The sequence below is a fragment of the Microvirga aerilata genome, assembly GCF_016743775.1.
GTDB classification, from domain to species: Bacteria; Pseudomonadota; Alphaproteobacteria; order Rhizobiales; family Beijerinckiaceae; genus Microvirga; species Microvirga aerilata.
Genome location: NZ_JAEQMY010000228.1, coordinates 1 through 2,462 on the forward strand (window position 1 = coordinate 1; position 2,462 = coordinate 2,462).

At 54.8% G+C, this 2,462-nt stretch carries 2 protein-coding genes and 1 pseudogene; 2 read left to right on the forward strand and 1 reads right to left on the reverse strand.

Going from position 1 to position 2,462, the window contains the following annotated elements:
• The coding region (locus JKG68_RS31855) for an IS66 family transposase (RefSeq protein ID WP_202066384.1) at positions 1–482 on the forward strand (482 nt) is incomplete at its 5' end.
• A 370-nt stretch (positions 483–852) separates the two neighbouring features.
• Complete coding sequence (locus tag JKG68_RS31860; protein ID WP_202066386.1) at positions 853–2,298, forward strand: GumC family protein; 1,446 nt, start codon at positions 853–855, stop codon at positions 2,296–2,298.
• A 17-nt stretch (positions 2,299–2,315) separates the two neighbouring features.
• On the opposite strand, the pseudogene JKG68_RS31865 reads toward JKG68_RS31860, so the two are convergent.
• A pseudogene (locus JKG68_RS31865) lies at positions 2,316–2,462 on the reverse strand (IS481 family transposase); the annotation flags it as partial.

Genomic DNA, 2,462 nt, shown 5'->3' on the forward strand with positions numbered 1-2,462 from the left:
AACTCTACCGGATTGAGAGCGACATCCGTGGCCTGAGTGCCGCGGAGCGTTGCCGGGTTCGTCAGGAGAAGAGCCGTCCGGTGCTGGAGGCTCTGGAGCCGTGGCTGCGCGGCAAGCTCGGTCTGATCAGCCAGAAGAGCAAGCTGGCCGAGGCGATCCGCTATGCGCTTGTGCGCTGGGAGGGGCTGACCCGCTTTGTGGATGACGGGCGGATTGAGATCGACTCCAATGTGGTCGAGCGGGCGATCCGGCCCTTAGCCCTGACGCGCAAGAATGCGTTGTTTGCCGGCTCGGATCGCGGGGGCGAGCATTGGGCGATCATCGCCTCATTGGTCGAAACCTGCAAACTGTGCGGGGTGGATCCGCAGGCCTATCTCGCGGATGTGCTGAACCGCATTGTTACCGGCCATCTTAACGCCCGCCTCGATGATCTGCTGCCGTGGGCCTACGCCACTGCGCCAGACCTCAAGGCCGTGGCCTGAGAACAGCGCTTACGGAAGAAACTTGTTGGATTGAGGAGATTTGGTTCCGCTCTGCAAAGCGTTCCTGCTGGTGCTGCCTATGTCAGTCGTTCATAAGAGCCAGTTGGTCACCTAAGCCGTTGGACATTCCACGTAAATCATCTGCTCTCTTGCAATATCAAGCAGCTTCTGCTGGAGGTCGCGTTTCCGTACTCTCGAAGTAGGCGCGGCGAAGCTATGCTTTCATTAGGTCTGCTACCTATGGAGCTTCTTTTATCTCAGTTCGCATGCGCTATATTTTCCAACTGTTCTTAGATGTCGGAACTCGCCTTCCTTTGGGGTTTGCAGAATGTACGGTAATCCAGAAAGGGGCTCAGTCCCTGTAGGAGAGATGACACCTGTCACTCCAATGGACGTTTTATCTGTTACTTGGAAGCGCAAGTGGACGCTCCTGAGCGTTTTTATCCTGTGCAACGTACTAGCGTGGTTGGCTTACCCGCTGATAGCTCCCACGTATGAGGCAACAGCGTTCCTGATCGCGCAACAGGATCGTCCCCTGCGCATCAGTGAGGGCAATCGGGACGAGTCGATCATCCGACAAGACCAATTCCTAAACTCACAGGCGCAGATCGCACAAAGCGAAACTGTGTTACGTAACGCAATTCAAGTTATAGGCACGGAACAACTATACAAAGACCTTGCCTCACCTGAAAAAAGCAGCAGAGTTCCAGATCTTGTCCCTGAATGGGTTCGAACGAGCGAGGCATTTAGCTTTCTGCGCGACTGGAGCAACCAAGGTGAAACGGAAGACAACAGCGTTGCCGAACGGTCGATAAACGATGTTGATCGAGCCTACTTGAGAGTTGCAAGCGCGATCTCAGTCCGAGTAGAGCCCCTAACAGACCTAATCCGCATCTCGTTTCGCCACAAGGATCCCCAGATAGCGGCGCAATTTGTAAGACAGGTCATCACCAACTTTCTAGAGCGCCATGCGCAGCTTGCAACGAGCGTGGGGGCTTTGAACTTCGTCGAGAAGCAGAGGAACAGGTATACTGAAGAATTCGAAAGAGCTTCTGAGGAATTCGCCAATTTCGCGCGTAAGAGCGGCGTCTATTCCATCGAAAAGCAAAGAGAAATTCTGCTTAGCCGCCGCAGCAGCATTCTTGATGCCCTTGCTGCGACGCGTGGAGCCATAGCGGAGAAGGAAGCTCAGGCCCAAGATTTGGCAAATCAGCTCTCAAGATTGAGGCTGACGAACCAATCTCCTCAAATCTCAGCCCTTGCCCGTGACACACTCTTGCGGGAAAACAATCGACGTGAAGGCAGGGGAACACAAAACCAAAGCGAAACTAGAGATACCGACATTCAGGTCAACCCCAACGACCCACCATTGCTGCTGGTGCGCGTCTATCAAGACACGGTCCAGTCACTAGTAAGAACGAATTCCGAGCTCGCCGGATTGCGTGCATTGAGCGAAAAGCAGCAGACCGAGTTTACATCTATCGAGCAAGAGCTTTCCAGTCTTTCCCAGAAAGTGACGGAGTTCGACCGCTTGAAGCAGGCTGTCGATGTTGCAAGCCATAGCTCCGAACTGTTTGCCCGCAAGGCTGTCGAGCAGGAAGTTGATGCAGCGCTTCAGGCACAGAACTTCTCCAAGCTGCAAGTTGCCCAGGAACCCATCGTTCCTCTGAAGCCAGTCTCGCCCAATCGGATCACATTCTTAGCGGCTGGTCTTGCGGCTGGTCTTATGACTTCCGGCGCCTTGGCGCTGCTGATAGCACTCCGCGCCTCGTGGCGGCAGTCACGGAAGTATCTGCTGGATCACCCGAACGGCTAGAAGTGAACCCTTAGAGGCTAAGTGTATGGTCCCGGGATGTGGTGTGACGGGTTGAGCCTGAACCTTTCGGGCTCTTTCGTCCAGAGATGGCAGACGTACTCGTAGGGTGTAAGGCCGCGAAGGGTCTTGAGCCGGCGGGCGTGGTTGTAGGCATCCACGAAGAG